At 42.9% G+C, this 22831-nt stretch carries 25 protein-coding genes; 17 read left to right on the forward strand and 8 right to left on the reverse strand.

Annotated elements, in window-relative coordinates; genetic code table 11:
• The first annotated feature begins 16 nt into the window (after nt 1-16).
• The 3 genes from OCV12_RS00675 (at nt 17) to cspE (ending at nt 2549) form a co-directional block, all read left to right on the forward strand.
• Nucleotides 17-1387 (forward strand): NCS2 family permease, encoded by a 1371-nt coding sequence (locus OCV12_RS00675; protein ID WP_261885110.1) that lies wholly within the window; start codon nt 17-19, stop codon nt 1385-1387.
• 210 nt (nt 1388-1597) lie between these two features.
• Entirely contained in the window at nt 1598-2023 is a 426-nt protein-coding gene (locus OCV12_RS00680) for a phosphate-starvation-inducible protein PsiE (protein ID WP_026084101.1), read from the forward strand.
• A gap of 313 nt (nt 2024-2336) precedes the next feature.
• Nucleotides 2337-2549 carry a transcription antiterminator/RNA stability regulator CspE gene (gene cspE, locus OCV12_RS00685; RefSeq protein WP_017071067.1) on the forward strand — a complete coding sequence of 71 codons (213 nt, stop codon included), beginning with the start codon at nt 2337-2339 and terminating at the stop codon, nt 2547-2549.
• Between the two features lie 279 nt (nt 2550-2828).
• Here cspE and OCV12_RS00690 read toward each other — a convergent pair whose 3' ends face one another.
• Entirely contained in the window at nt 2829-3695 is an 867-nt protein-coding gene (locus tag OCV12_RS00690) for a YicC/YloC family endoribonuclease (RefSeq protein ID WP_176680710.1), read from the reverse strand.
• 248 nt (nt 3696-3943) lie between these two features.
• On the opposite strand from OCV12_RS00690, the gene rph reads away from it, so the two are divergent.
• Nucleotides 3944-4660: a ribonuclease PH gene (gene rph, locus OCV12_RS00695; protein WP_019826449.1), complete on the forward strand. Its 717-nt coding sequence runs from the start codon at nt 3944-3946 to the stop codon at nt 4658-4660.
• A 106-nt stretch (nt 4661-4766) separates the two neighbouring features.
• Nucleotides 4767-5408, forward strand: coding sequence for an orotate phosphoribosyltransferase (gene pyrE, locus OCV12_RS00700; protein WP_026084102.1), 642 nt, complete (start codon nt 4767-4769; stop codon nt 5406-5408).
• Between the two features lie 152 nt (nt 5409-5560).
• On the opposite strand, the gene lpxL is transcribed toward pyrE, so the two are convergent.
• From lpxL to coaBC, 3 genes are all read right to left on the reverse strand, one after another.
• Entirely contained in the window at nt 5561-6541 is a 981-nt protein-coding gene (lpxL, locus tag OCV12_RS00705; protein ID WP_239847957.1) for an LpxL/LpxP family Kdo(2)-lipid IV(A) lauroyl/palmitoleoyl acyltransferase, read from the reverse strand.
• 39 nt (nt 6542-6580) lie between these two features.
• The gene (slmA, locus tag OCV12_RS00710) at nt 6581-7171 is read right to left on the reverse strand and encodes a nucleoid occlusion factor SlmA (protein WP_004741428.1); all 591 of its coding nucleotides are present in this window, start codon (nt 7169-7171) and stop codon (nt 6581-6583) included.
• Nucleotides 7172-7310: 139 nt separating this feature from the next.
• Nucleotides 7311-8552 carry a bifunctional phosphopantothenoylcysteine decarboxylase/phosphopantothenate--cysteine ligase CoaBC gene (gene coaBC / locus OCV12_RS00715; protein WP_261885111.1) on the reverse strand — a complete coding sequence of 414 codons (1242 nt, stop codon included), beginning with the start codon at nt 8550-8552 and terminating at the stop codon, nt 7311-7313.
• 224 nt (nt 8553-8776) lie between these two features.
• On the opposite strand from coaBC, the gene radC reads away from it, so the two are divergent.
• From radC to OCV12_RS00745, 6 genes are all read left to right on the forward strand, one after another.
• The gene (radC, locus tag OCV12_RS00720) at nt 8777-9451 is read left to right on the forward strand and encodes a RadC family protein (RefSeq protein WP_137001075.1); all 675 of its coding nucleotides are present in this window, start codon (nt 8777-8779) and stop codon (nt 9449-9451) included.
• 291 nt (nt 9452-9742) lie between these two features.
• Entirely contained in the window at nt 9743-9979 is a 237-nt protein-coding gene (rpmB, locus tag OCV12_RS00725; RefSeq protein ID WP_004728407.1) for a 50S ribosomal protein L28, read from the forward strand.
• A gap of 13 nt (nt 9980-9992) precedes the next feature.
• Nucleotides 9993-10160, forward strand: coding sequence for a 50S ribosomal protein L33 (gene rpmG / locus OCV12_RS00730; RefSeq protein WP_002535344.1), 168 nt, complete (start codon nt 9993-9995; stop codon nt 10158-10160).
• Between the two features lie 204 nt (nt 10161-10364).
• On the forward strand, nt 10365-10901 hold the full coding sequence (locus OCV12_RS00735; RefSeq protein ID WP_261885112.1) for a hypothetical protein: 537 nt from the start codon (nt 10365-10367) through the stop codon (nt 10899-10901).
• Nucleotides 10902-10904: 3 nt separating this feature from the next.
• Complete coding sequence (gene mutM, locus OCV12_RS00740; protein WP_261885113.1) at nt 10905-11714, forward strand: bifunctional DNA-formamidopyrimidine glycosylase/DNA-(apurinic or apyrimidinic site) lyase; 810 nt, start codon at nt 10905-10907, stop codon at nt 11712-11714.
• Nucleotides 11715-11805: 91 nt separating this feature from the next.
• Nucleotides 11806-12810 (forward strand): NAD-dependent epimerase, encoded by a 1005-nt coding sequence (locus tag OCV12_RS00745; protein ID WP_261885114.1) that lies wholly within the window; start codon nt 11806-11808, stop codon nt 12808-12810.
• Between the two features lie 78 nt (nt 12811-12888).
• Here the strand turns inward: OCV12_RS00745 and OCV12_RS00750 are convergent, their stop codons facing one another.
• From OCV12_RS00750 to OCV12_RS00760, 3 genes are all read right to left on the reverse strand, one after another.
• Nucleotides 12889-13641: a glycosyltransferase family 25 protein gene (locus OCV12_RS00750; protein ID WP_261885115.1), complete on the reverse strand. Its 753-nt coding sequence runs from the start codon at nt 13639-13641 to the stop codon at nt 12889-12891.
• 317 nt (nt 13642-13958) lie between these two features.
• Nucleotides 13959-14441: a pantetheine-phosphate adenylyltransferase gene (gene coaD, locus OCV12_RS00755; RefSeq protein WP_261885116.1), complete on the reverse strand. Its 483-nt coding sequence runs from the start codon at nt 14439-14441 to the stop codon at nt 13959-13961.
• Nucleotide 14442: 1 nt separating this feature from the next.
• Nucleotides 14443-15507 (reverse strand): glycosyltransferase family 9 protein, encoded by a 1065-nt coding sequence (locus OCV12_RS00760; RefSeq protein ID WP_261885117.1) that lies wholly within the window; start codon nt 15505-15507, stop codon nt 14443-14445.
• A gap of 95 nt (nt 15508-15602) precedes the next feature.
• On the opposite strand from OCV12_RS00760, the gene OCV12_RS00765 reads away from it, so the two are divergent.
• Complete coding sequence (locus tag OCV12_RS00765) at nt 15603-16316, forward strand: 3-deoxy-D-manno-octulosonic acid kinase (RefSeq protein ID WP_261885118.1); 714 nt, start codon at nt 15603-15605, stop codon at nt 16314-16316.
• A 16-nt stretch (nt 16317-16332) separates the two neighbouring features.
• On the opposite strand, the gene waaA is transcribed toward OCV12_RS00765, so the two are convergent.
• Nucleotides 16333-17595: a lipid IV(A) 3-deoxy-D-manno-octulosonic acid transferase gene (waaA, locus tag OCV12_RS00770; RefSeq protein ID WP_261885119.1), complete on the reverse strand. Its 1263-nt coding sequence runs from the start codon at nt 17593-17595 to the stop codon at nt 16333-16335.
• A 132-nt stretch (nt 17596-17727) separates the two neighbouring features.
• On the opposite strand from waaA, the gene OCV12_RS00775 reads away from it, so the two are divergent.
• From OCV12_RS00775 to OCV12_RS00795, 5 genes are read left to right on the forward strand one after another with little or no spacing between them, the layout of a single operon-like run.
• A complete protein-coding gene (locus OCV12_RS00775) occupies nt 17728-18759 on the forward strand; it encodes a CDP-glycerol glycerophosphotransferase family protein (protein WP_261885915.1) in 1032 nt (343 codons plus the stop codon).
• Nucleotides 18760-18768: 9 nt separating this feature from the next.
• Nucleotides 18769-19854, forward strand: coding sequence for a glycosyltransferase family 4 protein (locus OCV12_RS00780; RefSeq protein WP_261885120.1), 1086 nt, complete (start codon nt 18769-18771; stop codon nt 19852-19854).
• A 26-nt stretch (nt 19855-19880) separates the two neighbouring features.
• Nucleotides 19881-20666, forward strand: a complete 786-nt coding sequence (locus OCV12_RS00785; RefSeq protein ID WP_261885121.1) for a glycosyltransferase family 2 protein — start codon at nt 19881-19883, stop codon at nt 20664-20666.
• Nucleotides 20663-21712 (forward strand): glycosyltransferase family 52, encoded by a 1050-nt coding sequence (locus OCV12_RS00790; RefSeq protein WP_261885122.1) that lies wholly within the window; start codon nt 20663-20665, stop codon nt 21710-21712. Before OCV12_RS00785 ends, OCV12_RS00790 begins: the two co-directional genes overlap by 4 nt.
• Entirely contained in the window at nt 21709-22785 is a 1077-nt protein-coding gene (locus OCV12_RS00795) for a glycosyltransferase (protein ID WP_261885123.1), read from the forward strand. Before OCV12_RS00790 ends, OCV12_RS00795 begins: the two co-directional genes overlap by 4 nt.
• Nucleotides 22786-22831 lie beyond the last annotated feature (46 nt).

Below are 22831 nucleotides of genomic sequence, written 5' to 3' on the forward strand. Positions count from 1 at the left end.
TTGCAAAGGTTTTGTTGTGAGTACCGATTCCACCCTGAAAACCCAGAACACCTCTGGCTCGCTTGATTCGATGTTTAAAATCACCGAAAGAAAAACCACGATTGGCACTGAGCTGTATGCGGGTTTCATTACTTTCTTGGCAATGAGCTACATTCTGGCGGTGAACCCAGCGATTCTGGGTGATATTCCAGGCATGGATAAAGGTGCCGTGTTTACTGCGACGGCTCTGTCTGCGGCTATCGCGACCCTAATCATGGGTATTTGGGGTAACTACCCAGTAATGCTTGCGCCTGGCATGAGCATGAATGGCTTCTTCAAAGGTTTACTATTAAGTGGTTCAGTAGCGGTACTTTGGAATGAAGCGTTATTTGGTATCTTCCTTTCCGGTATTCTTTACCTCGCATTCTCATTAACCAATATCCGTAAATCGATGATTGAGTCGATTCCTGAAGATTTGAAGTTGGCGATTACGGTTTCTCTCGGTTTGTTCATCGCTTTCTTAGGTCTTAAGAATGCAGGCATCATCGTTTCTAACCCATTCGTATTGGTTGGCTTAGGTGACATTTCCGATCCAAAAGTGATCATCGCTTATGTGAGTATCTTCATCGCGCTTGGTTGTATGGTTCGTGACATTAAGTTGGCGACCTTCATCTCGTTCGTTTCAGCTATCGTGTTAACCATTCTTGCTGACGTATTCATGGGTACATCAAACGCGCCAATCCCAGAACAGCTAGTTGCGATGCCACCAAGCATGGCAGGCAGCTTCGGCGCTATCTTTGATTTCTCTGCTTTCACTCCAGAGAAAATGTTCGACCTATTGTTCATCGTGCTTATCTTCCTGATTGTTGATTTCTTCGATGGCTTGAGCACGATTGTTGGTGTTGGTCGCGATGCGGGCATCATCGATAAAGATGGCAAGGTGCCAAATGCGAAGTCAGCTCTAGTGGCGGATGCGGGTGGTACGGTGATTGGTTCGATTCTTGGTACGACATCGATCACCGCTTTCTCTGAGTCTGGTATCGCTTCTTCTCAAGGTGCAAAAACGGGCTTAGCGGCAGTGATGGTTGCAGGCTTGTTCTTAATTTCGCTATTCCTATACCCAATCTTCTCTATCTTCTCGGCAGCTATGGTTGCGCCTGCTATGGTAGTAGTGGGCATTTACATGGTAGGTCGTCTTGGTCAGATCAACTGGGAGAAGAAAGAGTCACGCATTGCAGCCTTCTTCACTATCATGTTCACAGTACTGAGCTTCTCACCAGCGAACGGTATGGCGATGGGCTTCATCAGCTACGCATTCACTATGGTTGTTGCGGGTAAGCGCAAAGAAGTTCACCCACTTATCTACGGACTGTGTGTGGTGTTTCTAACTTACCTGATTCTGCTATAAGGCTGCTCGGTAAGTAGCGTTTGTTAAGAACAGGCGTTAAGTAAAAGACCAGTAGATGGCTCTGCAGTGAATGTGGAGCCATTTTTGTATCTGTCGCTTCTAGATGTGTAACTGGTGGCGTTATCCTAAAGTCGATGCTTTGAGAGTACGCGACTTATATTGATGCATGCTATTGTAGAGACTGGATTAATTATTTTTTGAAGAGTGACTATGCCTTCTCACTTACCTAAATCTTTTAGTAAGCCGTTTTTAAAAGTATTCCACATTATGGAAGCGGTACTGCTAGTGGCGATCACGCTGGCGACCCTGTTTGCGATGGTCGAAGAGTTCATGCATGTATTCGCTGAACGCCGAGTGCAACTGACCGATATTCTGTTGATGTTTATCTATCTCGAAGTGTTGGCCATGGTTCAGCAGTTTGTGGTGAATGGTAAGATTCCTGTTAGGTACCCTATCTACATCGCGATGATGGCAATTGCTCGTTACATCACTTTAGGTATGAAAGAGCTCGATGCGGTATTGATCGTTTGGTTGTCTCTAGCTGCATTTATTTTGGCAGCAGCGACGCTATTAATTCGTGTTGGACATCATTACTGGCCTTATGTGGATCTACGAACCAAGCAGCCAGATGAGTAAAACTTTGAAGGTTAAGACTTTATAAATGAAGCCCAGCGATAGCGCTGGTTTTTTTTATAAGGGGAGCTTGAGCGAAAAAACGTCGTTTTCTTTAAATAACGCTTTACAACCTAGCTAGGATCACCAAGAATGTCCTCGCTCTGTTTTCAGGGTTATTAAATGAAACATCCAGTTGTAAAGTAAAACCCTTAGTATTGCTTCATTGTTATTCTCAGTGTTTCCCTTAGCTTCATAGATACATTAAATAATTCAAGCTTTCAGCGCATCGCACTTTTTGGCGATTAATTTTTTATTTTTATATAAGGGACACATCATGTCTAACAAAGTAAACGGCGTAGTAAAATGGTTTAACGAAGAGAAAGGTTTCGGTTTCCTAACTCAAGACAACGGCGGCGCTGACGTATTCGTACACTTCCGTGCTATCGCTTCTGAAGGTTTCAAAACTCTTAAAGAAGGCCAACAAGTGTCTTTCGAAGTAGAGCAAGGCCAAAAAGGTCTTCAAGCTGCAAACGTTGTAGCTCTATAAGATTTTAAGTCGGCGCAGGTTGCAACAGCAACTTGCGTCACTTTCTCTCAAGCCTGTACCCCCCAGTTCCACCGCAACACCCTCTTCAAAAAAACGCTTAAATCCTTTTGTTATACCCGCTCTGTTCTATCTATAGCTGTATCTATTCTTTGCTCTAAAAAATCTCCTGCGTAATTGCTTACTCACTGACTTGCCGTGATTGTTATTGTTGTATCAATAAAAAAGCCCCTAAAACTAGGAGCTCATTTTTAGTTAACCAAGACTGCTATTAACAGACTGTTATTCAATGTTCTGGATCTGCTCACGCATCTGTTCGATAAGAACTTTCAACTCTACACCAGAAGCTGTGATGTCTGTGCTGATAGACTTAGATGCTAGCGTGTTTGATTCACGGTTGAACTCTTGCATCATGAAGTCCAGCTTACGGCCACATGCGCCGCCTTTCTTCAATACTGCGTTTGCTTCTTTCACGTGAGAGTCTAGACGGTCTAGTTCTTCGGCTACGTCTGACTTCTGAGCCAGTAGGATAAGCTCTTGCTCAACACGAGAACCTTCAAGTTCAATTTTTGCTTCTTCAAACTTGTTAAGTAGACGCTCACGTTGCCATTCTAGGATTTCAGGCATGCGTGCACGAACTTTCACTACTTCTTCAGTGATCGCATCTAAGCGCTGTACGATTAGCGCTTTCATGTTTTCACCTTCACGAGCACGAGCATCAATGAACTCTGCAATCGCATCGTTGAATGCGTCTAGCAGGTCTTTGTTGATCGCATCCATGTCTTGCTCTGGAGTTTCCATCACACCAGGCCAGTTCATCACTTGGAATGGGTTCAAACGGCTGTCTTCGCCTGTCATGGTCATTACTTGGTTAGCCGCATTAATTACTTGCTGTGCCAAACCTTCGTTGATGCTTAGCTCACCTTTAGCGGCTGGGTTTGCTTCGAAGCGTAGGTTACATTCAACCTTGCCGCGCGCTAGACGCTTACGGAAACGCTCACGTAGGATTGGCTCTAAACCACGGAACTGTTCAGGCATACGGAAGTAAGTTTCTAGGTAGCGTTGGTTTACACTACGGATTTCCCATACTGCTGTACCCCAATCGCCTTTTACTTCTTTGCGTGCGTACGCGGTCATACTATAAATCATCGAATTTTCCTGTCTTTTATCATTCTGAAAATAACGCGCACGCATAGTATCACGATACGAGTTGCACCCGAAGTCGATTGATTTTCACTATAAATAGCCTTTCATGATAAATAGGTTTGAACGGCAAATAGATTTGAAAGATAAACTGCTATATAATCTCGCCCCAATCAAAACTGTCTCACCCCTTTCTTAGGTGATGCACTCTTTCGATAGTAAATCACTTCAGACTGTTAATAAGGTAGATACCAATGCGTCCAAATGACCGCGCTGTAGATCAAATTCGTCCAATTAAAATTACTCGTAACTACACAGCTTATGCTGAGGGTTCTGTATTAGTTGAGTTCGGCAACACTAAAGTTCTATGTAATGCGACGGTAGAAGAAAACGTACCGCGTTGGTTGAAAGGTCAAGGTAAGGGTTGGGTAACCGCTGAATACGGCATGCTGCCACGTGCAACGCACACTCGTAACCGTCGTGAAGCGGCGAGCGGTAAGCAAGGCGGTCGTACGATGGAAATCCAACGTCTGATCGCGCGTAGCCTACGTGCAGTTGTTGACCTGAAAGTAATGGGTGAAATCATGATCACTGTCGATTGTGATGTTATCCAAGCAGACGGCGGTACACGTACTGCTTCTATCTCAGGTGCAAGCGTAGCAATGGCTGATGCTATCAACAGCCTACTAGCAAGCGGCAAACTTAAAAAGAACCCAATGAAAGGCCACGTAGCGGCTGTTTCAGTGGGCATTGTTGGTGCACAAGCACTGTGTGACCTTGAGTACGTTGAAGACTCAGCGGCAGATACCGACATGAACGTTGTAATGACGGAAGACGGTAAGATGATTGAGATTCAAGGCACCGCGGAAGGCGAACCGTTCAGCCACGAAGAGCTGATGCAGCTTTTAGCCCTGGCGAATAAGGGCATTGCCGATATTGTTGAAGCGCAGAAGTCGGCGTTAGCAGAATAGTTTTTAGATAGCTCCTTTCATAAGGGGCTATTTTTTTGTCTGTAAAACTCGAAAGGGTAGTGCAGAGAGTAAGTTAAGTTTTATTGAATAAACGTAGAGGAAGAACATGAAAGCATATCAACGTGAATTTATTGAATTTGCACTAGAGAAAGAAGTACTTAAGTTTGGTGAGTTTACTTTAAAGTCTGGCCGTAAGAGCCCTTACTTCTTCAATGCTGGATTGTTTAATACAGGTCGTGACCTAGCACGTTTAGGTCGCTTCTACGCAGCGGCATTGGCTGATTCAGGTATTGAGTTCGATGTACTATTTGGCCCTGCATACAAAGGTATCCCAATCGCGACGACAACAGCTGTAGCACTGGCAGATCACCACGATGTGGACACGCCTTACTGCTTTAACCGTAAAGAAGCGAAAGATCACGGTGAAGGTGGCAACCTAGTCGGTAGTGCACTTGAAGGCCGTATCATGCTGGTGGACGATGTGATCACTGCAGGAACTGCAATTCGTGAGTCGATGGAAATCATCCAAGCTAACGGAGCTGACTTAGCGGGCGTGCTTGTTGCTATCGACCGTCAAGAGAAAGGCAAAGGCGAGCTGTCTGCAATTCAAGAAGTTGAACGCGATTTCGGTTGTGCAATCATCTCAATCGTTAGCCTGACTGACCTTGTGACTTTCCTTGAAGAGAAAGGCACAGATGCAGCACACCTAGACGCAGTAAAAGCGTACCGCGCTCAATACGGAATCTAATACCTGAAGCGTCGAACCTAACGGTTTAGCGTTCTAAGTTTAGAATCGAAAAATCAAAAAGGCCCGAGAGAGATAACTCTTTCGGGCCTTTTACTTTTCTATTGAAGTGAGCTTCTTATCTAAAGATAGGAGTTCTATCTGTAGCGGCTACTCTATTTATAACGAATGCCGCGTTCAGCTTCTGGATCTTCCATTGTCTTGAAGCGCTTGTGTAGCCACATCCATTGCTCAGGAGCACGTAAGATAATCTTCTCTAGATAACTGTTCATATAAGCCGCCGCCGCTTTCTCATCTTTTTGCGGATAGTTATCTTCGATCGACTCGTCAGCCATGATTTCATACTTGCCATCGGCATTTCTAAAACCTGACCCAGGAACAAGTGCACATCGGCTGGTGTACGCAAGAATGCTGGTGCCTGTTGTCGTACACGCATCTTCTACCGCGAAGAAAGGCACAAACACTGATTTGTTACGACCGTAGTCATGATCCGGCAGATAGAAAAGGATCTCCCCCTGACGCAGAATTCGAATCATACGCTTCACGTCTTTTCGGTGAATCAGACGGTTGCCGTTTTGAGTGCGACCACGGTATTGAATGAACTCATAAGCTGGGTTGTTGTGCGGGCGATAAACCCCTAAACCTGAAATACCAAGCACGGCCATTGCTCGCGCCGTGATCTCTAGGTTTAAAGCATGCACACAACACAGAAGAACACCTTTACCGTTGGCTTTGTGCGTACGCAGCATTTGTGTGTCTTTGTCCACTAGGATGCGTTTGAAGCGCCATGTAGGCCAAAACCAAGTAATCCCGGTTTCGATCAGCGCCATACCGGTGTTCTTAAAGTTCTCACTCACCATTGCGGCTACTTCGTCTGCCGGCTTATCTGGGAAGGCAAGTTCTAGGTTACGTGTTGCTACTGCCACACGTTTTTTACCATAGCGAGCACCAAGAGAGCCTAACGAGCGACCTAGCAGTAACAAGATACGGTAAGGTAGAACGTTAACGATAAGCGCCAATAACCCAAAGCCGAACCAAACACCCCAGTATTTAGGGTGGAGTAGCGCCAGAGTAAAGGGCGGCTTAGTAATAACGTGTTGTGCAGTGCTGCTTGTCGGAGAAGTTTTCGTCGTCATAACCATCACTTAAGATTTGATTGCTACTTAATTTGATTGCTACTTAATCTGAGCGCTTAGCAGAGCCCAATAAGCATCAAAGTTTTCTGTCGGTTGATATTTGAAGTCTGAGCGAACAAAGCGATTCAAGCTGCCTTCAACCTGACCTAGCAGTTGAGCGGCTAAGATTTTCTCATCAACCGGGAATGATTTCCCTTCACGAAGCTTTCTTTCACGAAGGATTTGGCGAAGTTGCGTCTCAATGCGTTCGAAAAGTTGATTGATGCGGTCGCGTAGGCGTTCATTTTCAAACATTAGAGCATGACCAGACAAAATTCGAGTCAGGCCTGGGTTACGTTCTGAGAAAACTAAGATCAGTTGTAGCACTAAGCGTATGCGCTCTAGTGTGTCTTTCTCTTCATCCAGAATGCGGTTGATTCGAGACATCAACGCTTCTTCAATGAACTCGATCAGGCCTTCAAACATACGAGCTTTGCTTGGAAAGTGGCGGTATAACGCAGCTTCAGAAACACCTACTTGCTTGGCCAACTTTACCGTTGTGATACGAGAAGCACCTTCGGTCGATTCCAACATTTGTGCGAGAGCTTGCAGGATTTCTTCACGACGGTTTGATTTTCGAGTACCAGCCATCTATTTACTTCCTTTCCTAAAGATGAGGATTGAGTGAAGAAGGATTATAAACACCATTCAATTCTGTTTCCTAGTTTTGTAAGACCTAGGTCAACAGAATCGAGAGGTGTCAGCAGATTGTCAGAGCTAAATCGTGTATTTATTCGACAATAAGTTGTTGGATCTGATCGAGGATCTGGAAACCAAGGGAGTCTTTGCTATCCAGTGGCAGAGATTTATCGCCGCCTTTCCAATAAAGATGCAGCTCGTTGCTACTGCTATTGAAGCCTTGGCCTTCGACAGACACATCGTTGGCACAAATCAAATCGAGATTTTTTCGCTCTAGCTTGCCGCGGGCGTATTTCTCAACATCTTGAGTTTCTGCTGCGAAGCCGACAGTAAATGGGCGACCTTCAGTCATTGAAGCAACAGAGGCTACGATGTCTGGGTTCTTCACCATGTGAATAGACATGTCATCTTTGCCATCGACCTTTTTGAGCTTTTGGTCTGCGATGGTCTCAGGGCGATAATCGGCAACCGCCGCGCAGCTGATGAAAATATCGTGTTGAGCAGCGTGAGCTGTAACGGTATCAAACATCTGTTGTGCGCTATCTACATCAACACGAGTTACTTTGTTTGGTGTCGCAAGTGATACAGGACCACTGACTAGAGTCACCGTTGCACCTTGCTTCGCGGCTGCTTCAGCTAATGCATAGCCCATTTTTCCTGAGCTGTGATTAGTAATGTAACGTACAGGGTCGATCGCTTCACGAGTCGGGCCTGCAGTAATAAGCACAGAACGGCCAGCAAGTGGCTTAGGTTGGAAGAAGTCTTCACAGCGATGCACGAGCTGCATTGGCTCTAACATGCGTCCCATACCAACATCACCACATGCTTGTTCGCCTGCTGCTGGGCCCCAGATTTCACAACCACGGCGTTTTAGAGTTGCGATGTTCTCTTGAGTGGCAGGGTGGCTGTACATTTGCTGGTTCATTGCTGGAGATACCGCAACTGGCGCATCGGTTGCTAAAATCAGAGTCGTCAGTAGGTCGTTGCCCATGCCAGCAGTCATGCGTGCAATAAGGTCAGCGGTTGCAGGGGCTAATAATACTAAGTCAGCCCACTTTGCGAGCTCGATGTGTCCCATCGAAGCTTCTGCAGCAGGATCAAGCAAACTATCAGACACAGGCCTTCCCGAGACTGCCTGCATGGTAAGGGGAGTGATGAACTCCTTGGCAGCATTGGTCATAACGACTTGTACCTGCGCGCCACGTTCAATTAGGCGACGAGTCAGCTCGGCACATTTATAAGCAGCGATACCACCACTAATACCAAGAAGAATTTTTTTCCCTGCTAGGCCTTGTTGGTCAGCGTTACTCAGTGGATTAACCTGTGTTTGCATGATTCTGTTCCTTAATTTTTCTGCGACTTACGATATCAGAACAAAGGATGAGTGCCTAGAAGCAGAACTCGAACAGAGTTGACGCTCATCAAGTTGGTGTTATCAAACTTATCAATTACACGATTTTGTTAGGGAATCGCTACCTTTTATCTTTATCAAAGGATCTCAGAGTGCAAGCTCATTAAGCTGATGGATCGTGTTCATGACCAATGATTAGCTTTTATATGCCGATAAATAAAATGCCCGCCGAATCGATGCCAAGAGAAAAGTTATTGAATCGAGGACCAGATTCGTTAAGTGATGCTGAGCTCTTAGCTATATTTCTTAGAACGGGTACACAAGGAATGAACGTTTTGGAGTTGGCTGACAAGTTGATCAAGGATTTTGGCTCGCTTCGCCATCTTTTTTCAGCAACAGAGGCTGAGTTCTGCGCTCATAAAGGGATGGGTCAGGCTAAATACGTTCAATTGCAGGCGGTGTTAGAGATGACGCAGCGCTATCTCGCGGAGACTTTATCTCGAGGTGACGCCTTAACCAGTCCAAGTCATACCAAGCTTTATCTCTCGAGCATGTTGCGCGATCGCCAGCGAGAAGCCTTCTATATATTGTTTCTCGATAACCAGAATAGAGTAATAAAAGACGAGGTAATGTTTGAAGGAACCATCGATGCTGCGTCGGTTTACCCGCGGGAAGTGGTAAAACGCGCTCTTCATCATAATGCTGCGGCATTAATTTTAGCGCATAACCATCCTTCGGGTGTCGCAGAGCCAAGTCAAGCAGATAGGCGAATCACCCGCCGTTTAACTGATGCATTAGCGCTGGTGGACATCCGAATTCTCGATCATTTTGTCGTTGGAGATGGCGAAGTTGTCTCTTTTGCAGAGCGTGGATGGATTTGAATCACATTTTAGGTTGTTAGTTACGTTAAATCTGCTATTATTCCGCCCACATTTTTAGACCTAAAATCAGCTCTGATTACTCAAGCAAGCTGCGCTGCACAAAAAAAGATCACGAAATCCGTAAAAAGGATCTGTTCGGGTCTTGAGCAATGCGTGTCAAGTTAGTATAATGCGCGACCTTTGATAGCCTTGTATGGATTTTCCATAACGGTTTTTACCTTCTATTTTAATTGATAGAGAGGTTCGGCCACCAAGGTTGATATCGAGCTGAAACGATTGGAGAAGACATTCATGTCCCGAGTATGCCAAGTAACTGGTAAGCGTCCAGTAACGGGTAACAACCGTTCACACGCACGCAATGCTACTAAGCGCCGTTTTCTGCCGAACCTACAAACTCATCGTTTCTGGGTAGAGAGCGAAAAACGTTTTGTTAAACTACGTCTAACTGCTAAAGGCATGCGTATCATTGATAAGAAAGGCATCGATGCTGTTCTTGTTGATATCCGTGCACGTGGCGAAAACGTTTAAGAGGAATTAAGCAATGGCTAAAGGCATTCGTGAGAAAATTCGTCTAGTATCTTCTGCAGGTACTGGTCACTTCTACACAACTGATAAGAACAAGCGTAACATGCCAGGCAAATTTGAGATCAAAAAGTTTGATCCAGTAGTTCGCCAACACGTTATGTACAAAGAAGCGAAAATCAAGTAATTGATGCTTTTTTTGCTCTTCTTCAGTAGAAGAAAGAATTGAAAAACCCAGCTTAATCGCTGGGTTTTTTTATATCTAAATTTTGAGTAACTCAATTACTCTTACTTGATATAGCGCCTAATCGATAGAAAACTGCGTAGCATGGAAAGTATTGCCATTTTCGCGATATACTGATTACTCAATAGGTTAGATGAGCAGAATCAGATGAGATATCGTGGACGTAGGTGGAACAACATACTCATGTTGAGCGTGATTGCTTTTATTGGCGTGTTAAACCTTCCAACATTGATCAAAGCTTATCTCATTGAACCTGAGCCCGAATCTGAACTTCAGGTAAGCAGCCCTTACCCCTATCTATTAAATCCTGAATCAGAACTTCAAGCGTTGCACTTTGCGAAGTGGTCAATCGTACAAGAAGATGGTCAGTGGGTTTATCAAATGAAAGATCCGGCACCAGAACAAGCTACGAGTGCACAAGAGCTGTCACAACGTTGGCAACAGCTTATAGGTACCGCGGTCGACTCACAAACCTATACTGATCTTTCTCCTCAGCTCAATACACCACACACCGTTGAAGTCTGGTATCACGATCAGGAAGAACCCCAGCGTATTACCTATTATCAACTGCCTGATTTTTGGTTATTAAAAAACTGGAATGATCAGTGGTTGGCGGTGTCTATTGAAGAGAGTTACTTGTTTCCAAGTCTTAGCTCAGACAATTCCTCAAAATCGGACGACTAAACTATGCCTGAATTACCCGAAGTCGAAGTGAGCCGCATGGGGATCTCGCCTCATTTAGTCGGCGAGACCATCAAGACCCTTACCTTTCGTACGCCTAAATTACGTTGGGATATCCCGCAAGAGCTTAAGCTGTTAGAAGGGCAGGTGATTCGTTCCATTTCGCGTCGTGCAAAGTACTTGTTGATTGAAACTGATACCGGTACAGCCATAGTACACCTTGGTATGTCTGGCTCACTGCGTGTATTAGATGCGGATTTTCCAGCGGCAAAGCACGATCACGTGGATCTAAAGCTGACTAATGGTAAGGTGCTGCGTTATAACGACCCTCGTCGCTTTGGAGCGTGGTTATGGTCGGCGCCTGATGAAGTCCACTCTGTGTTGCTTGGCTCTGGCCCTGAGCCGCTAACGGACGACTTTAACGCTGAATACATAGCCGAGAAGGCTGGAAAGCGAAAAGTTGCCGTCAAGCAGTTCATCATGGATAACAAAGTAGTGGTGGGCGTGGGAAACATCTACGCCAATGAAGCGCTGTTTTCTTCACGAATCCATCCTTTGCGCCCCGCAAGCAAAGTGACAAAAGAAGAGTGGGTTTTGTTAACCCAAGAGATCAAGCAAGTCCTTGCGACCGCTATCAAGCAAGGTGGCACTACCCTAAAAGATTTTGCCCAAGCAGATGGCAAGCCCGGCTACTTCGCGCAAGAGCTGCAAGTGTATGGAAAAGCGGGTGAAAAGTGCCCTAATTGTGGTGAGAAGCTTGAAGAGCAAAAGATAGGGCAAAGGAATACGTTTTTTTGCCCACAATGTCAGGTCTAGAAAAACTGAACCTATGTTCACTTTTTTGAGCTAGTAGATATACGGTCTAGTAGCTACAATTGCAATAATTATACGAATTGAGAATAGTAGAATGAAATATTTAGTAACTGGCGTTGCTGGTTTTATTGGCTCTGCAGTGTCAGAGCGACTATGTGCGGCAGGGCATGAGGTTATTGGTATCGATAACCTAAATGACTACTACGAAGTCTCTCTGAAACATGCTCGCCTTAAACGTATCGAACATGAAAACCTTACCTTTATCGAGCTTGATCTTGCGGATAGAGAAGGCATCGCTGAGCTTTTCGCACAGCAAAAGTTTGACCGCGTGATTCACTTAGCGGCGCAAGCTGGCGTTCGTTACTCAATTGATAACCCGATGGCATACGCTGATAGTAACCTTGTTGGTCATTTGGCTATTCTAGAAGGTTGTCGTCATAACAAGGTTGAACACCTAGTTTATGCATCATCGAGCTCTGTCTATGGCTTGAACCAGAAAATGCCATTCCACACAGCAGACAGCGTTGACCATCCAATTTCATTGTACGCTGCGACTAAGAAGTCGAATGAGTTGATGGCGCATACCTATTCTCATCTATACGATGTACCGACAACAGGTCTACGCTTCTTTACGGTTTATGGCCCTTGGAGTCGCCCTGATATGGCGATGTTTAAGTTTGCGAACTTAATCGTGGCAGGCAAGGAGATCGACATTTACAACAACGGCGACATGATGCGAGACTTCACTTATATCGATGATATTGTTGAAGGCATTGTTCGTGTACAAGACCGCATTCCAGCTAAACAGCCAGATTGGACTGTGGAGCAAGGCTCACCGGCAACCAGTTCTGCTCCGTATCGCGTGTTTAACATAGGTCATGGCAGCCCGGTTAAATTGATGGATTACGTTGAAGCATTAGAAACAGCTTTAGGTATTGAAGCGAAGAAGAACTTCATGCCAATACAACCAGGTGATGTGTACGCAACTTATGCCGATACGGAAGATCTTTTTGAAGCTGTTGGCTACAAGCCTCAAGTTAAAATCCAAGAAGGCGCCAAAGCATTCGCGGATTGGTATAAAGCTTATTACTCACTTTAACAGTCAACGCCTCAATTAAAAGTAGCGCTCAATGAGCGCTATTTTTGTTTTTGAATACAGGATTATTTCGTTTTTATTCTATAACTTTGGACTGTACTCTTTATTCAAGGTAAACAAGTGATTGATGTTTGTAACTAGATTGAGCACCATGCTTTTCAACTTATTCATTAGTTTCATTGAAGCAACAAAGTAATTCTTTTCTCCTTGATGCTTACGGTTACCAATGATCGACGGCTTACTATTTCGTTGCATTCCAGCTTGATTGACCCCAAACATCGGTTGATTATGAATCCAAGTGTTTCTCAAGAACACATCAACAGGGTGCCTAAAGGTTTGACTATGTTTAATGAATGCTTTTGCGGCATTTGGAGATAGCGCATAACCAGCAGTCCCTTGAGGTACTTTTAAGTACTTTACTAAGTTTTGGTTTTCGTATTTACAGACGGGATAATTTAATCTGTTCTTACTGTTTTGCAATCGAATATAACCACATTGCTCAATATGCTGCTTTGCAATAGCCAAAGTATTTCGAAAAGTGTCTGTTTCAATATCAACATGATCTTCGAATACTAGTATGGGCTCATTGAGTTCTACACATTTTTGCCAAACAAGATAATGACTTGCATAGCACCCGACTTCACCGGGAGCATACGCCCTACCCATGTTATATAAAAATTTTTTTTCGTGAATTTTAGTTAGTAAACTATGTTCATCAATGCGCGCATCTACTCCTATAAAAAACTCAAAATCAACCTGAACGCTTTTGAGAGCGTTAGTTGTTGATATTTGTCGGCTACAATTGCCGTTTAAAGTAATGCAGTAGGCTTTCATAAACTGTATGTATTTATATATAAGAGCGATATGTTATCACCCACTTAGATTTTTTGTAATGGTTGTTCTCTTTTCTAAGAGATTCTAGCTGTAGAAAGAGCAATTCACTCTAACGCTAGATAAAAATGGATTCATTTCAATGAAGGACTACCACGAAGTAGCTTTGATACACGACCTTTTCAACGCCTTGATCTTGAATACGGAACCTTTGTTGAGACCATAACTCTGTCCTGAGAAGTTTTTAAGGTTGGTATTATATCTACTACAATATAGCGCTCACTGAGCGCTATATTTGTTTTTTGTGTAGGTAAAGAGTATTACTTCGCTGTTTTAATTTTGATTTCGTTTGATACTTTCTGTGGCACAAACTGACTTATCTCCCCACCGTGTATCGCGACTTCACGAACAATAGTCGAAGATAGGAAGGCATACTCTTCCGAAGGGGTTAAGAACACGCTTTCAAGTCCGGGTAGAAGCTTGCGATACATGCTAGTGAGACCGAACTCGTACTCAAAATCCATGGTTGTTCTTAGGCCTCGTACCAATACGTTAGCTTTCTGTTGCTTGGCAAAATCGACAAGCAAACCAGAAAAGCCTTCAACAGATACATTCGGCAAGTGAGACACAGCATCACGCAACAGCTCTACTCGCTCATCTAACTTAAACATGGTCTTTTTGCTTGGGCTCGCGGCTACTCCGACAGTGATATGATCAAACATGCTTGCAGCTCGGACAATGATATCGAGGTGACCGTTGGTTACCGGATCGAAAGTGCCTGGGTAGATAACGTGTGTGGTCATATTAGCTGTCCTTGCTTGGTGTTGTAATAGAATTTAAGGCTTTGTCTAATGTCTGTTTTACCATTTCGAGCGTGATGTCTTTCATTAAATCATCGCCTTTTGCTCGAGTTCCCCATGGAAGGTCTTGAACAGGTTTCCCTTGTTGCGCCTCTACGTGCTGTTGGTACACACTGACTACGATATCAAGGTCATTGTAGGGGCCTGTTCTTCGTGGATCACTGTGAGCGTACAACCCAATGACTGGTGTTGATTGTGTTGTTGCTAGGTGTGCTGGACCTGTATCTGGTGCTATCACCACGGTCGCATGTTTCAGTACGGCGGTGAGTTGCTTTAGGTTAGTTTTGCCAATTAAGTTGATGACAGGAGATTGACATAATGCTTCGATGTCCTTACCAAGGTTTACCTCCCGTGGAGCAGGAGAGCCACACAGTACCACTTGCATCCCTTTTTCTACTGCATAATCGGTAATGGCAGCATATCGTTCTATTAACCAATTGCGTGAATCTTTGCTTGCTGCAGGGGAGATGACTAAGGTTTGTTTCCCAGCCATTGTGTCGATGGCTAGCTGTTCGTCTTCCGGCGTTAAAGGAATGTCCCATTGGGGTTTATCGAAGGGAACACCAATGTAGCGAGCAAATTCGGCAAAGTTATCTAATACATGAAATTTGTCTGAAATAGGCAGGTGGCGATTAGTAAATAGTGACTGCATTTCACGGGTACGGTTTTTGCCAAAACCCACTTTGCACTTTGCCTTTATTCCCCATGAAAGTACGCTGGCTCTGAGTGCGGCTTGCATGTGTAGCAGCGCATCAAATTTCCGTTCTGACAATTGGCGCCATAGTTCACGCATTCCTTTGAAGCCTTGTTTCTTATCGAAAACAATCACTTCAATACCCGGCAGGTCGCCGATCAGCATGGCTTCTATTTTCCCGGTTATCCAAGTGATTTTCGTTTCAGGCCACTGCTTCTGGATGGCTTGAACCACAGAAATAGCATGACAAACATCGCCAATCGCGGATAGGCGAAGTATGCAAAGAGATTGAGGTGCAGTTGAGAACAATGACATAAAGAGCCCGAAAAAGTGAATAACATCAGAATTATGCAGATACTCGCATTAGTTGTAAAATAGCAATGACGAAAAGCGACCCAAAGGCCTCATAGATGGAAACAATTAACACTAAGAACCAAACAATTTGGTATGACCCTGAACTTCTGGCGCAAGTGCCGGAGGGTGAGATGGTTCAGATCTTTGAGGCAGAATACTGGCAGCAACGTGAGGCTATTTCAGGGAGTGCACAGGGGCGTGGTACCACCTGGTTTATTCAACTTGATGGAATGCAAGCCGCGTTGCGTCACTATCGCCGTGGTGGGCTATTTGGCAAACTCATTGAAGACCAGTACCGATTTTCAAATTGGGAAAGTACGCGATGCGCGATGGAGCTTAATGTTCTTAATGTATTGGCTAACGCTGGCGTGAATGTACCTAGGCCAATAGCGGCTCGGGCGACGAAAAGCGGGCTATTTTATCGTGCAGATCTGATGTCGGAACGAATTCCCAATGCGAAAGATCTGGTTGATGTATTGATGGCTAATTCGATAGGTGCGGATATCTATCAAAGGATTGGTCAAGAGATACGTAAAATGCACAATGCAGGGGTTAATCACACTGATCTCAACATTCATAATATCCTGCTTGATGATTCAAAAAAGGTGTGGATTATTGACTTTGACAAGTGTGGTCAGCAAGCGGGTGATGACTGGAAAGAAGGCAACTTAAATCGCTTAAAGCGCTCATTCCTAAAAGAAGTGAACAAGCGCCAGATTCAATGGCAAGAGTCGGATTGGGAGTCTCTTTTAATAGGCTACCAAGGCTAACGAAATCGAATGGTTGTTAGCCAAGAATGTGTTGTAAGGTGTTATCCAATGCCCCTCGATTCTGCTCAACCACTTGATAAGCAGCTAAACCTTTGTCTTTACGTAACTTAGGTTGTGTGAAAAGCTCTTTGAGTTGATTTGCAATTTCATTGCTGTTTTGGCAAATAGTGACAGCTTGAGCTTCAAGCAGTTTGTCGGTGATCTCGCTAAAATTAAAGTAGCTAGAGCCATTCAGTAAGGGTAGCTGTAGAGCTGCTGGTTCTAGCAGATTATGCCCTCCAACTTTATCTCCAATAAGGCTTCCACCCATAAAACAGACATCAGCGCCGCCGAGTAGTACCAACATTTCTCCCATCGTATCAGCTATATACACTTCAACATCAGGCGTTAATGGTTGCTGGTTTGTTCGAGTAATCGTGTTGAAGTCGTGCTGCTTAGCAAGCTCTGTCACTTGGTTGAATCGCTCTGGGTGGCGAGGCACGATGATAAGTAGTGCATTCGGATTATCTTTTAAAAGTTGCTTATGAGCATCTAAAACAACATCGTCTTCACCTTGGTGGGTACTAGCAGCAATCCAGACAGCGCGTTCAAAACCTATTTGCTTCCTTAATGCTTTGCCTTTTTCAACTTGTTCAGCAGAGACTTCAATATCAAATTTGATTGAGCCCGTCACATGCACAGATGACTTATCTAGCCCTAGCCTAACAAAACGTTCCGCATCACTAGGGTATTGGCAGAGTACCTGAGATAGTTTTTTTGCTAGAAGGTTAAATACAGGCTGGAATTTGGCGTAGCGCTGGTATGAACGTTCAGAAAGGCGAGCGTTGAGTACTGAAATAGGAATCCCAGCTTTCGCGACGCAATGTAACGTGTTTGGCCAAAGCTCTGTTTCCATAATCAACATTTGCTTTGGTTTTACTGATTTAAGGAAGCCTCGCACACACCAAGAAAAATCAATCGGCATGTAGCGATGTTCGACCAAATCACCAAGCTTGTCTATTTGCTCTGTACCTGTGCTGGTTGTCGTGGTAACGATGATGGCTTGATTTGGTTCTCGCTGCTTCAATTGCTTGATAATAGGTACTGCAGCAATAGATTCACCCACGGACACAGCATGAATCCAGATAGGGCTTTTACCTTGAACTTGCGGTGTGATACCGAAATGTTCTTTCCAGCGCTTGCCGAAACTTGGTTTGCCGGGTTTGCTCTTATAAAGCCCATAGAGGAGTAGTGGAGAGGCCAATGACAATATAAGAGTGTATATAAGTCGTATAAGCATAAGAACAGTGACACCAGAGGGTAAAATCAGTAATCAGAAGAGTATTTTCTTCAATCTCGAAAGTAAAGAGCGTTATAATTAAATGCTTAGTTATACTTTCAAATGGAAATGGTGAACTCTATCTCATCGCTTATGCAAACCGATCAATCCTATCGTTTCTTGCTCTATGTCGAGCAAAACTATTCATTTGCTATCCTTCGTCCATTTTATAACTACGCGAAGCAATTTGGCCATGACGTAAAATGGTTGCTTGTTGGTGAGGATGCTTCCGAACATCTTTTATTAGAGCAAGAGCAGCGAGTGTCCTTGACAGAAGCTGTTGCATATAATCCTTCGGCTATTTTAGTGCCGGGCGATCGCGTTCCTGCTTTTATCCCTGGGTTGAAGGTACAAGTATTTCACGGTTTGAATGAGAGTAAACGAGGGAACTTATATCCTGAGCGTGGTCTATTTGATTTGTATTGCACAGAAGGCTATGAAAGAACCAACTCATTGGAACCATTAGCTAAGCAGCGTGGCTATTTTCAAGTCAAAGAGACCGGTTGGTTGAAGCTAGATAGTTTGTTTAATTACCAAGCCAGTGACAAGTATTTTGAAAGACCGCAAATTCTATTTGCTTCTACTTTTTCGCCAAGCTTATCCTGTGCTGAATTGGTTTATGAAGAGCTTAAGTGCCTAAGCAAACTGAGCCAATGGCAATGGTTAGTCACACTGCATCCTAAAATGAAGCAAGATACACGAGAAAAATACCAGGCGTTGGAAGGCGATAACCTTCTGTTCTTCGACAATGATCGAGTGATTGAAATGCAGCATCGTGCTGATGTGATGGTATGTGACAACTCATCGATCTTTCAGGAATTTTTGTTGCTCAATAAGCCGGTTGTTACGGTAAATAACCGAGATCCTCAAGCGAGCTTCATCAATATTACTCAAGCAGAGCAGTTAGAATCAGCAATTCAACAAGCGATGTTACCGGATGAAGCAAGAGACAGAGCCATCGCTAATTATGGTCCATCAATAACGCCATATTTGGACGGTCAATCCTCAGCAAGAGTTCTGAATGCTATTACTGATACGCTAGAAAGCGGTTGGCAAGATAAGAAACCAAAAAATTGGATTCGTAACTTTAAGATCCGTAAATCATTAAACTATTGGAAATTCTAGGGCTGAATAATGAAAATATTAGTTTGTGCATCTTATCTACATGCTTGGAATAGTATTCGCCCTGAAGCGGAGATATTTGTAGAACTAGCAAATCAAGGGCATAGCGTCACGGTTATGACCCAAGGTGAGTCTGAATACGTAGATCGGCTTCGAACAAACGGTGTCAAGGTTATCGATTGCTATCCTAAAAGAAAGATTTGTTTTGATACGATCAAGACCATTCGTAGTGAGTTAAAGAGTGGTGAATATGACATTTGTTATGCTTTTAACTCAAAAACTATTCCGAATGCTGCATTTGCATGTATTGGGCTTAAAGTGAAGTTGATCGCCTACAGGGGAACAACGGGTGGCTTGTATCGACATGATCCAAGTGCTTACTTAACTCAACTTCACCCCCGTGTCGATGGCATCGTTTGCGTATCTGAAGCTGTTCGACAGGATGTAATCAAGCGAGTTTGGAAGAACAAAGATAATGTTGTCACCATATATAAGGGGCATCAACTAGAGTGGTATCAAGTCGACCCCACTTCTAGGGAGTCGCTTGAATTGAATCAGACCGATGTTGTTGCCTTTTGCGCTGCGCATGTGCGCCCTAGCAAGGGAATATCTGTTCTCCTCGAGGCGACTAAATATATCACAGTACCCAATTTTCATCTGGTTCTCGCAGGTAATGGCTATGAGCCCCACTTTGACGAGATGAAAAATAGCCCGGTCTCAGATAGAATTCACTATATTGGTCATCGAAAAGACATTCCGTCATTAATGGCCATGGCTGATATTCAGGTACAACCATCCGTTAGTGGTGAGGGGCTACCTCGTACAATTATTGAAGCGATGGCTAATGGAACAGCATCAGTTGTTACCACTACAGGCGGAGCGCCAGAGCTTGTCGATGATGGAAAAACAGGTTTTATTGTTCCCACTGCTGATGCTCAGGCATTAGGTGAAGCTATTAATAAAATGGCTCACGATAAACAACAATGCTCTGATATGGGGCTTGCTGCTAAAGAGAGGCTAGCACGTCACTTTAGCTCTAAAGTGACAGTGGCTGAACACTTAAAGTATTTTGAACGTTTACTAGGTCATTCAAACTAGCTCAATGAAAAAGGTATATTGATTCAATGAGAACATTATCAGCTTTAATTATTTGTAAAAACGAAGAAGACCGTATTCGACCTTGTTTCGAATCGCTAAAAGGTTTTGCTGATGAAATAATTGTTTATGATTCTGGTAGTACGGATAAGACAGTTGAAATAGCAAGAGAATATACGGACAAAATCTGGGTTACGGAAGATTGGCCTGGTGATGGTTATCAGAAGGCTAGGGCTTTTGAGCAGGCTACGTGCGATTGGGCACTAATTATTGATGCTGATGAGTACTTGGATGAAGATATGAAGTCCGAGATAACACGTCAGTTAAGTGATCCAAATTTAGAAGAAGTAGCCTTCAAGTTACCTTGGGGGAATCTTATCTTAGGCAAACAAATGCGCTTTGGTCGTTCATCTAGAGCGCCTAAGCGTCTTTTTAAGCGTGAAGGTGCCTCAATTACTAAAGTTGTGGTGCATGCAAACGTAGAAACTGAAGGGAAGGTATCTACACTGAAAAAAGGCTTTTTGATGCATAACTCGTTACGTGGTTTTGATCATTTGATGGAAAAAAGTCGAGTATATGGTTGGGAAACCACAAAAAAATATTACAGTAAAGGTAAGCCAAGTTTAGGAGTTCCCTTCGCTATTTTGCGTTCAGTTTGGACATTTTTCCTAATTTATATTATCCGATTAGGATTTTTAGACGGTAGTCGTGGTCTATTGATGGCAATGAACTTTGCCCAATCGTCATTCAACAAATATGCGGGCCTGTGGTACTTAGAGCAAGAAGCTAAGCTTAAAGAAACCAGAAATAAATGAATATCTACCTTTGCTCTACACTGCGACATTTTTTGTTTGCAACACTAAAATCTTTGAGTGTTCGGGATGAATTGAGTCATATTATTGTTATTACAGATCAACAAGGACTTGACCCGAATCGCTTCGAATTATCTGTTTTGCCAAGCACTATTTCTGTGAAGTTTGTAGAACGAAAACAAATTTTGGATAATGTGTATGGTGGGAAGTTAGGTTTAGTTCATAAGTTATTCGCCACTGCAAATATATCGAGTAAGTTTTTCCAAGAGAGAACATTAAAGAAACTTGATGAATGTGACTTGTTGAGTTCAGAATATGGTTTAAAGGACACCACTTTATATTTGTTTAATGACCGTAACAGGTTAGCTAGACTTATGCGCCTAGCTTTTGTTGAGTACGAAGTCATCGAAGATGGCTTGTCAAATTATACAGGTTCAGAACTGAGCTTTGCAGAACGACATGTCTTAAGTAAGAAAGGCCGTCGCTTTATTGGTGATGATAAACGTTGCAGTGCTATTCATTTACTTGCTCCTAAGTTAGCCGCTAGTCAACTTGCACCAAAAGTTAAGCTGATAAATTTCATTAGCCATATCAATGTGAATTCATTTATTTACCCATTATTTAAAGTGGATAAATCTAAGGTCTCTATTCCTGAGGTCATAATAGCCACACAACCTATATCTATCGGTAACATGAGTGAGTCTGAGTGTGATATTGCTGTTTTTCAAAAGATGGTCGATTATCTTAAGCTTAACAATCATTCATATGCTTTTAAGGTTCACCCGCGTGAAAATGAAATGAAATACATGGATGCATTTCCTGATGCGCATTTTATCGAAAGTAAAACACCATTAGAGTTGCTTGTGTTCTCTTCATGTGAATCTCCAACAGTGCTGTCAATATACTCTAGCGCAGGTATGGGCTTTGAAGGATATTGCCAGAGAGCTACCTTAATTAAGGACGATGAAGCGGAACAACAAGCTGACATTTATGCTCAATGGCAAAATGATCTTGTAGATGTAGATAAAAGATTAGAGGAAATATTTTGATTAAGAAAATGGTTTTTGTAATATCAGCTTTGAGAGGTGGTGGTGCTGAGAAGTTTGTTCTAAATCTCTATAAAGCCATGGAAAAGTATCAAGGATATGAATGCCATATTGTTTCTATTGAAAAAGCTGTAGAGCATAATATCACTGGATATCGCGTACATTTCGTTAGCGATTTTTGTAATGTGTCCAAGAAAGGCATACGCCGTCTTTGGTATAAAAAAAACGTAGCTCAGGCTATTGATTGTTTTGTGAGAGATAACATTGATGCAGATGCCTTAGTATTATCTAACATGTTGCTTGCTGATAAAATAATGTCTGAAAGTAAACTCAATGTTTTTCATGTTATTCATAGTCCATATAATGATGTATTCCTTAATGGGGTTTCTAATATTAAGAAATTACTAATTAAAAGGAAGGTGAATAGTTGGTATAAGAACCACCCTTTAGTTTTTGTATCTGAACATGCAAAAGATAGCTTTGAATTGTCATTTAACATCAATAAAGAAAGTTATGTGATACATAACCCTATCAATGTGGAGATTGATAAAACTGATAGTATAGATATTGATGGCGATTATCTTGTTCATGTTGGTCGATTTAATCGAGAGAAAAGACATGATCGGTTAATCGATATATTCAGTAAGATAGAAGATACTAAAGTTAAGTTATTGTTGATTGGTGATGGTAAATTACAACCAATAATAAGGGCTGATGTGGAAAAAAGAGGTCTAAAAGACAGGGTTGTTTTTGTTGGTTTTAAAAATAACCCTTATCAATATATTAAAAAATCAAAAGGTCTTTTACTTACTTCTGATTTTGAAGGGTTATCGATGGTTCTTTTAGAAGCGATAGATCTAAGTGTTCCTGTATTATCAACAGATTGTAGTCAGGCTATTAGAAATGTTGTAATTGATAATGAATCTAGCTTAGTTCCGCTTGATGATACGAATTTGTTCGCTAAAAAAATTGATGAGTTATTGACTTCACCAGAAAGATTTATTTCTAAAGAAAATGAAATATTTCATCCTAAATTTGTAGCTCAACAATATCATAATTTGTTCAAGCGCCAATAAGTTTCTGCTTTGTAGAAAACTACTTGGTTTCTAACGGTATATATAT

This window comes from Vibrio pomeroyi (genome assembly GCF_024347595.1).
Taxonomy (GTDB): domain Bacteria; phylum Pseudomonadota; class Gammaproteobacteria; order Enterobacterales; family Vibrionaceae; genus Vibrio; species Vibrio pomeroyi.

Bases quoted from the DNA above. Each gene is read 5' to 3' on its own strand.
- OCV12_RS00745 (WP_261885114.1), top strand. From the start codon at position 11,806: ATGAAATATTTAGTAACTGGCGTTGCTGGTTTTATTGGCTCTGCAGTG.
- pyrE (WP_026084102.1), top strand. From the start codon at position 4,767: ATGAAAGCATATCAACGTGAATTTATTGAATTTGCACTAGAGAAAGAA.
- rpmG (WP_002535344.1), top strand. From the start codon at position 9,993: ATGGCTAAAGGCATTCGTGAGAAAATTCGTCTAGTATCTTCTGCAGGT.
- coaD (WP_261885116.1), bottom strand. From the start codon at position 14,441: ATGACCACACACGTTATCTACCCAGGCACTTTCGATCCGGTAACCAAC.
- mutM (WP_261885113.1), top strand. From the start codon at position 10,905: ATGCCTGAATTACCCGAAGTCGAAGTGAGCCGCATGGGGATCTCGCCT.
- OCV12_RS00780 (WP_261885120.1), top strand. From the start codon at position 18,769: ATGAAAATATTAGTTTGTGCATCTTATCTACATGCTTGGAATAGTATT.
- radC (WP_137001075.1), top strand. From the start codon at position 8,777: ATGCCGATAAATAAAATGCCCGCCGAATCGATGCCAAGAGAAAAGTTA.
- lpxL (WP_239847957.1), bottom strand. From the start codon at position 6,541: ATGACGACGAAAACTTCTCCGACAAGCAGCACTGCACAACACGTTATT.
- OCV12_RS00690 (WP_176680710.1), bottom strand. From the start codon at position 3,695: ATGATTTATAGTATGACCGCGTACGCACGCAAAGAAGTAAAAGGCGAT.
- OCV12_RS00785 (WP_261885121.1), top strand. From the start codon at position 19,881: ATGAGAACATTATCAGCTTTAATTATTTGTAAAAACGAAGAAGACCGT.
- rph (WP_019826449.1), top strand. From the start codon at position 3,944: ATGCGTCCAAATGACCGCGCTGTAGATCAAATTCGTCCAATTAAAATT.
- OCV12_RS00760 (WP_261885117.1), bottom strand. From the start codon at position 15,507: ATGTCATTGTTCTCAACTGCACCTCAATCTCTTTGCATACTTCGCCTA.
- OCV12_RS00790 (WP_261885122.1), top strand. From the start codon at position 20,663: ATGAATATCTACCTTTGCTCTACACTGCGACATTTTTTGTTTGCAACA.
- OCV12_RS00680 (WP_026084101.1), top strand. From the start codon at position 1,598: ATGCCTTCTCACTTACCTAAATCTTTTAGTAAGCCGTTTTTAAAAGTA.
- OCV12_RS00765 (WP_261885118.1), top strand. From the start codon at position 15,603: ATGGAAACAATTAACACTAAGAACCAAACAATTTGGTATGACCCTGAA.
- coaBC (WP_261885111.1), bottom strand. From the start codon at position 8,552: ATGCAAACACAGGTTAATCCACTGAGTAACGCTGACCAACAAGGCCTA.
- cspE (WP_017071067.1), top strand. From the start codon at position 2,337: ATGTCTAACAAAGTAAACGGCGTAGTAAAATGGTTTAACGAAGAGAAA.
- waaA (WP_261885119.1), bottom strand. From the start codon at position 17,595: ATGCTTATACGACTTATATACACTCTTATATTGTCATTGGCCTCTCCA.
- OCV12_RS00735 (WP_261885112.1), top strand. From the start codon at position 10,365: ATGAGATATCGTGGACGTAGGTGGAACAACATACTCATGTTGAGCGTG.
- OCV12_RS00750 (WP_261885115.1), bottom strand. From the start codon at position 13,641: ATGAAAGCCTACTGCATTACTTTAAACGGCAATTGTAGCCGACAAATA.
- slmA (WP_004741428.1), bottom strand. From the start codon at position 7,171: ATGGCTGGTACTCGAAAATCAAACCGTCGTGAAGAAATCCTGCAAGCT.
- OCV12_RS00775 (WP_261885915.1), top strand. From the start codon at position 17,728: ATGCAAACCGATCAATCCTATCGTTTCTTGCTCTATGTCGAGCAAAAC.
- rpmB (WP_004728407.1), top strand. From the start codon at position 9,743: ATGTCCCGAGTATGCCAAGTAACTGGTAAGCGTCCAGTAACGGGTAAC.